The following is a 6,750-nucleotide window of genomic DNA, read 5'->3' as shown; positions in this document are numbered from 1 at the left end:
CGATCGCTGCCCTCACGCTGCAGCATCAACTGGTCACCTCGGGTCATGGCAATCTTGACCGCCATCGCAAGACCCTCGAACGCTGGCGTCAGGCCCTGATGGATCAGGCGATTGCTCTGTTTCGTGAGGGAGACCTGCAGCAAGCGCTCGAGTTGCTGGATCCTCTCAAAGGCCCCGCGCGCAGTTCGATCAGCCAACTCAGTGCAACGCTGATGGAGATCTGGAACCGCAACCAGTTGGAACAGCGTCGGCTGTTCCAACTGGTGGAGCAAGAACGCTGGTGGGAAGCCTTGGACAGCCTCAACAAACTCGACCATCCCTGGTGGCAGCAGCAAGCAAGCGCCACCCGTCAACAGGTGGAGAGCGCCATTCAGGCCCTCGACGAGGCCCAGCAACACCAGCAGCATCCAGCGGTGCATGCCGACGTGATCAGCGGTGACACGCTGGATGCCGCCGTCGAGGATCAGTTGCTCCAAGGCCTGGACCCCTGGACGGCCTTTTCCATGGGCTGCAGCCACCTTGGCGGTCGCGTCGAAGAGGACGGACCAGAAAGTTTCTGTCGACGCTCGTCCCCGAGCCCGTGACAAGATGAGTCCGTGGACGACTCAGGTGCGATGCAGGCGGGCGACAGGGTGACGGTGGAGGCATCCGTCGTTGTGTTCAACCATCCCGAACACCGGGGCCAGGCCTTTGACATGAAAGGTCAGACCGGGGAGGTGGCGAATGTTCTCAAGAATTGGAAGGGTCGGGTGATCAGCCCAACGCTTCCGGCGATCGTTGCCTTCGGCCGCTATAAGGCCCATTTTCGCGCCGACGAACTCAAGCCTGCCGGCTGAGTCGGCTGAGGAACACCCCCTCCTCACCATCAACATCCCTGAGGCGCAGCTCGATGGTTTCGCTGCGTCGGGTAGGAACAACACGGCCACAGAAATCAGGCTGAATCGGGAGCTCCCGATGGCCTCGATCCACCATGGCCAGCAGCATCACCCGTTGCGGCCGCCCCCAGCTCTGCATGGCCTCCAGCGCGGCACGCACCGTCCGCCCCGTGAAGATCACATCGTCCACCAGAATCACTTGGCGGTCCTCAATGCTGGTGGGCAGAGTCGTGAGCTGGGGCAGACGGGTGCCGATGCGCTCCAGATCATCGCGATGGAACGTGGGATCAATGGTCCCCTGGGAGACGGCATGGCCTGTCAACCGCCCCAATTCCCGTGCCAAAACCCTGGACAATTGAACGCCACGGGTGGGGATCCCCAACAGCATCAATCGACGGCTGTCTTCGGCACTCTCCAGCACCTGTGACGCCAAACGCGCCAGGGTCAAACCAAGCTCACGCTCCGAGAGAATTTCGATCCGGTCAGGGTCGGCCATGGAGGGTTGAGCGGTGCAGGGGTGTGGGGATTGGGTAAAACTGCAGCTTGAGGGCTGGCGTGGCGTTAAGTTGATTCTGCAAGAGTCCTTAAGAACCGTCGGTCGCGGGTGAACGTGGGGAAAAGCACTACCAACGGTTCAGGACGCTCCGGGATAGTTGCACCGGTCGTTCTTGCAATTCTTGATGGCTGGGGTTACAGGAACGCAAGCGAGCACAACGCGATCCAGCAAAGCGGCACTCCTGTGATGGATGCCCTATGGCATGCCTATCCACACACCTTGATTGAGGCCAGTGGCTCCCATGTGGGACTGCCCGATCAACAGATGGGCAACTCTGAAGTGGGCCACCTGACCATTGGTGCAGGCCGCATCATTCGCCAGGAGTTGGTGCGGATCAGCGACACGGTGCGCAGCAATCAACTGGGCGACACCCAAGCACTCAAGGAACTGGCGGAACGCACCCAAAAGCGGGGCGGGACCTTGCACCTGCTTGGCCTATGCTCCGATGGGGGTGTCCATAGCCATGTGGACCATCTGTGTGGACTGATCCAGTGGGCTGCTGAGACCGGCATCTCCGATCTCGCCGTGCATGCCATCACCGATGGTCGCGACACACCCACCCAGAGCGCACCGGGATACATCAGCCAGCTGCAAGAAGCCCTTAGCCGAAGCGGCATCGGCCAGCTCGCCAGCCTCTGTGGCCGGTACTGGGCCATGGACCGGGACCAGCGCTGGGAGCGAATCGAAAAGGCTTATAACCTCTACACCGATCTAAGCATCGCCGTTGACAGCCGCACGGCGGAGCAAGTGCTGGCGGATAGTTATGCCGAGGAAATCACCGATGAATTCCTCGAACCGGTGCGGCTTCAGAACGCTGTCATCAAGGATGATGACAGCGTTCTGGTATTCAACTTTCGGCCCGATCGTGCCCGCCAGATCGTGCAAGCACTATGCCTTCCCGATTTCGAGGGCTTCGAACGCAGCCACACTCCAGAGTTAGATGTGGTCACCTTCACTCAGGTGGAACAAGATCTGCCCGTTCAAGTCGCCTTCCCCCCCGAGCCGCTCGACCAACTGTTGGGGCAGGTGGTGGCCGACGCCGGGCTGAAGCAGTACCGCACCGCCGAAACGGAGAAGTATCCCCACGTCACGTACTTCATGAACGGTGGCATCGAACAGCCACTGGCGGGAGAAGACCGTCACTTGGTGCCCTCGCCGAGGGTCGCCACCTACGACCTCTCACCGGCGATGTCGGCCGAGCAACTCACCGACAGCTGTATTGCAGCCATTGAGAAGGCGAACTATTCGCTGATTGTGATCAACTACGCCAACCCCGACATGGTGGGGCACACCGGTGTGATGGAGGCCGCCAAGAAAGCCATCCAAACCGTGGATGGCTGCATTGGCCGGTTGTTGGATGCGGTGGGACGTCAGGGCGGAACCATGCTGATCACGGCTGATCACGGCAATGCCGAGTTGATGCAGGGTCCGGATGACCAAGCCTGGACCGCCCACACCACCAATCCCGTGCCGGCGATCCTGATCGAGGGAGAACGGCGCAAGCTGCCTGGCCATGGCAACGCGATCACACTCCGCGATAACGGGGGGCTGGCCGATATCGCTCCGACGTTGCTGCAGATTCTCGACTTACCTCAACCGGCGGCCATGACCGGCCAAAGCCTAATTGCACCCATGTCCAACATGGATCCGGCCCCCAAGACTGCTCGCCTTCCTCTTTCCGTCTGATGCTGACCTCAATTTTGTCCTGGAGCTGGATCGGTACCGGCCTTCTGTTGATCGTTTTGGTGCTGCTGCATAGCCCCAAGGGTGATGGCATGGGTGGCTTGGCGGCAAGCGGTAGCTCCATGTTCAGCAGCGCTAGCAGCGCGGAGGCAACGCTGAACCGGCTGACATGGATATGCCTGGCATTATTTTTGTCTTTGGCCGTGATCCTCAGCGCCGGCTGGTTGAATTAAGTCAACGCACTCAGAAACTCACAATTTCAGCACGCATGCTTTGCATGCAGCTTCAACCTGATGGCTGGATTGCTCAATACAAACCCACCTCTCTTCTCTGGTCAATTTCGCAGCCACAAAAAGCTCAAAGAAAGATTTCGAGTACAAATTCAGGAAGCCTGAATAAAAATCGAGGTAACATTGCGAGATCCACGAACCATGAGTTCATCAGGCAGCCAGGATTGATGTACGCCGAAGCAGTCTTGAACTGAAGTCACGACGCATCAGAAACATCAAAATCATCCAACCAATAGTTGGCCGAACGACAAGCCACAGAACACTAACGCGATTGCGAAGCCAAGCATCTGCAGAACTTGCCCAAAACAACCAAACAATCGCCGCCACAAAACACTCAGGGACGAGGGGGCGAAACAAAACGTCATTCAGGGCTTTGCAAACCGGATTTCAAAAAAGCAATTTCCTTGTAGACCCGATCAAGCTCGTACAACGCTTTTGTTTCCTTTTTTTCAAGGATTTCAACGCGCTTCAACAGATCTTCCAACAATTTATTTTGCAGAGATTCAACCTGGACTTGCCTTTTTTGCATGCCTTTTGACAGAGCTGAAGCTGTTCTGGCTGTGGAAAGAATTCCTCCATCCGTTTCGACATACAACAGTGCAAGACGCTCCAACACCTTGGAGTAGGCCTTGTCTTGCTGTCGGCAGAGGTCCTTGAAACGTTGCAGCGTCTCAGGAGCAAACTGGGCGGCAAAGGCACCGGGGCGCTGGGGCATTTGTCCCTACAAAACCATACGCAACTAGACGTTAGCCGGCACAGAAATGCACCTCACATCCTTCAATGGCCTGCAACTGACACCGGCCCCCAGGCGCCATATGTCTTGCAAAACCTAGGCATTACAAGGCAGCTTCCGGGCATAAAAAAGAGGCCCCGCAGGACCTCTTGGCATAACTTAAGTTGACGTGATCGGATGGTGGCTCGACCACCCGCGCATCGATCAATAGTCGAAGTCGCCGCCGCCCATGCCGCCGCCGGCAGGAGCTGCTTCCTTCTTCTCGGGCAGATCAGCCACAATGCACTCGGTGGTGAGTACCATGCCAGCGATGGATGCGGCATTTTGCAGACCGGAGCGGGTCACCTTTGCGGGATCGACGATGCCGGCAGCCAGCATATCGACGTACTCGCCGGAAGCAGCGTTGAAGCCGTCGGCTCCAGCGCGGGCCTTGACGTTCTCCGCCACAACAGCACCGTTGGCACCTGCGTTTTCAGCGATGCGCATCAGAGGAGCGGTGAGAGCAGCAGCCACGATGTTGGCGCCGATCAGTTCCTCGCCGGACAGGCTTGAGACTGCCCACTGCTCCAGGGCAGGAGCCAGATGAGCCAGGGTGGTGCCGCCGCCAGGAACAATACCTTCCTCAACAGCCGCCTTGGTGGCGTTGATGGCGTCCTCGAGACGAAGTTTCTTGTCCTTCATCTCGGTTTCAGTGGCCGCACCCACCTTCACCACAGCAACGCCACCGGCCAGTTTGGCCAGACGCTCCTGCAGTTTCTCCTTGTCGTAGGTGGAGTCGGTCTCGTCCATCTGCTTCTTGATCTGTTCACAGCGGGCGCCGACAGCTGCCTCGTTGCCTTCGGCAACGATGGTGGTGGTGTCCTTGTTGATGGTGATGCGACGGGCGGTACCCAGCATCTCCAGCTTGGCGTTCTCCAGCTTGAGACCGGCGTCCTCGGTGATCAGCTGACCGTTTGTCAGCACAGCCATGTCTTCCAACATGGCCTTGCGGCGATCACCGAAACCAGGAGCCTTCACGGCGGCCACGTTCAGCACGCCCCGCAAACGGTTCACCACCAGGGTGGCGAGGGCTTCCTTCTCGATGTCCTCGGCAATGATCAGCAGAGGCTTGCCGGTGCGGGTAATCTGCTCCAGCACGGGCACCAGATCCTGCACCAGACCGATCTTCTTATCGGTAAGGAGGATGTAGGGCTCGTCGAGGACGGCTTCCATCCGCTCGGTATCGGTGGCGAAATAAGGGGAGATGTAGCCCTTATCGAAGCGCATGCCCTCGGTGACCTCGAGCTCGGTCTCCATGGACTTGCCCTCTTCGAGGGAGATCACACCTTCCTTGCCGACCTTATCCATGGCATCGGCGATCATCTTGCCGACTTCTTCGTCGTTGCCAGCGGAGATGGTTCCGACCTGGGCGATGGCGTTGCTTTCAGCGATGGGCTTGGCAATTTCCTTGATCTTGCTGACCAAGAAATCGGAAGCCTTGTCGATGCCCTTCTTCAGAGTGATGGCATTGGCACCGGCAGCCACGTTGCGCAGGCCCGCCTTGACCATGGCATGGGCCAGGACGGTGGCGGTGGTGGTGCCGTCACCGGCGGCGTCGTTGGTTTTGGAGGCGGCCTGACGGATCAGGGCCACACCGGTGTTCTCGATGTGGTCTTCGAGTTCGATCTCCTTGGCGATGGTGACGCCGTCATTGATGATCTGGGGTGCACCGAACTTCTTCTCCAGCACCACATTGCGGCCCTTGGGGCCCAGGGTCACGGCGACGGCTTCGCAGAGGATATCGATGCCTTTTTCAAGAGCGCGACGGGCGTTCTCGTTGTAAATGATGCGCTTTGCCATGGAAGGCGTTTCCTAATAAAAGAGGATGGTTAAGGAAGCCTGAGTTGAGACTCAAGCCGTAATTCAGCGGGGCTGATCTCAGTTGACGACAGCCAGGATGTCCTTCTCGGACAGCAACATGTATTCATCGCTGCCGAGCTTGATGTCGGTGCCGGCATACTTGCTGTAGAGGACTTTGTCGCCCACACCAACTTCGGGAGCCTGACGACTGCCGTCGTCGTTGCGCTTACCGGGGCCCACCTGAACCACTTCACCCACTTGGGGCTTTTCTTTGGCGGTGTCAGGCAGAAGAATGCCGCCGGCGGTCTTTTCTTCGGATTCAGAGACCTTGACGAACACGCGGTCGCCGAGGGGCTTGACGGTCGAGACGCTGAGAGAAACAGCAGCCATGGGTACTTGCAGGAGCAGGGACAGGGCGCAATGCGCCACTCATCGACGCGAGTTGGCACTCGATGCCGATGAGTGCCAACGTATGCAACCGACGACCCCTCGGGCCAGACCTCAAGCTGTGCGGGTGACCGAACCGATGAGGGAGCAACCACAGCAGTGGTAAGGTTGCGCCGCTCTGAATGGGTCTGAGCGCGCAGCGCCTGTTCCCGCATCTCTCCTCCTATGGTCGCTTCTGCTCCTGCATCTGCTGGCACCAAGGGTGTGATCCGTCAGGTGATCGGCCCGGTTCTGGACGTTGAATTTCCCACCGGGAAACTGCCAAAGATCTATAACGCTCTGCGGATCGAGGGGAAAAACCCCGCAGGCGATGACGTCGCCCTGACC

Annotated in this window: 8 protein-coding genes and 1 pseudogene; 5 read left to right on the top strand and 4 right to left on the bottom strand. The window is 58.6% G+C overall.

Annotated elements, in window-relative coordinates:
* Together ACGVJ8_RS08815 and ACGVJ8_RS08810 are read left to right on the top strand one after the other, a co-directional pair.
* Positions 1-584: hypothetical protein (locus ACGVJ8_RS08815; protein WP_392347323.1), on the top strand; the 584-nt coding region annotated here is incomplete at its 5' end.
* A gap of 30 nt (positions 585-614) precedes the next feature.
* On the top strand, positions 615-836 hold the full coding sequence (locus ACGVJ8_RS08810; RefSeq protein WP_392347325.1) for a ferredoxin-thioredoxin reductase variable chain: 222 nt from the start codon (positions 615-617) through the stop codon (positions 834-836).
* Here the strand turns inward: ACGVJ8_RS08810 and pyrR are convergent.
* Entirely contained in the window at positions 820-1,371 is a 552-nt protein-coding gene (gene pyrR, locus ACGVJ8_RS08805; protein WP_392347321.1) for a bifunctional pyr operon transcriptional regulator/uracil phosphoribosyltransferase PyrR, read from the bottom strand. The genes ACGVJ8_RS08810 and pyrR overlap by 17 nt on opposite strands.
* Positions 1,372-1,479: 108 nt before the next feature.
* On the opposite strand from pyrR, the gene gpmI reads away from it, so the two are divergent.
* Positions 1,480-3,117, top strand: a complete 1,638-nt coding sequence (gpmI, locus tag ACGVJ8_RS08800; protein ID WP_392347319.1) for a 2,3-bisphosphoglycerate-independent phosphoglycerate mutase — start codon at positions 1,480-1,482, stop codon at positions 3,115-3,117.
* A complete protein-coding gene (gene secG, locus ACGVJ8_RS08795; RefSeq protein WP_303535112.1) occupies positions 3,117-3,347 on the top strand; it encodes a preprotein translocase subunit SecG in 231 nt (76 codons plus the stop codon). Before gpmI ends, secG begins: the two co-directional genes overlap by 1 nt.
* A 418-nt stretch (positions 3,348-3,765) precedes the next feature.
* Here the strand turns inward: secG and ACGVJ8_RS08790 are convergent, their stop codons facing one another.
* The 3 genes from ACGVJ8_RS08790 to groES form a co-directional block, all read right to left on the bottom strand.
* The gene (locus ACGVJ8_RS08790) at positions 3,766-4,119 is read right to left on the bottom strand and encodes a hypothetical protein (protein WP_392347317.1); all 354 of its coding nucleotides are present in this window, start codon (positions 4,117-4,119) and stop codon (positions 3,766-3,768) included.
* 222 nt (positions 4,120-4,341) lie between these two features.
* Positions 4,342-5,976: a chaperonin GroEL gene (gene groL, locus ACGVJ8_RS08785; protein WP_392347315.1), complete on the bottom strand. Its 1,635-nt coding sequence runs from the start codon at positions 5,974-5,976 to the stop codon at positions 4,342-4,344.
* A 78-nt stretch (positions 5,977-6,054) separates the two neighbouring features.
* Entirely contained in the window at positions 6,055-6,366 is a 312-nt protein-coding gene (groES, locus tag ACGVJ8_RS08780) for a co-chaperone GroES (RefSeq protein ID WP_392347313.1), read from the bottom strand.
* Positions 6,367-6,588: 222 nt separating this feature from the next.
* On the opposite strand from groES, the pseudogene ACGVJ8_RS08775 reads away from it, so the two are divergent.
* Positions 6,589-6,750: pseudogene (locus tag ACGVJ8_RS08775) on the top strand (F0F1 ATP synthase subunit beta); the annotation flags it as partial.

Origin of the sequence: Parasynechococcus sp., assembly GCF_042954245.1 — a bacterium.
Classification (GTDB): Bacteria; Cyanobacteriota; Cyanobacteriia; order PCC-6307; family Cyanobiaceae; genus Parasynechococcus.
This window is presented reverse-complemented; position numbering and strand designations above follow the sequence as displayed.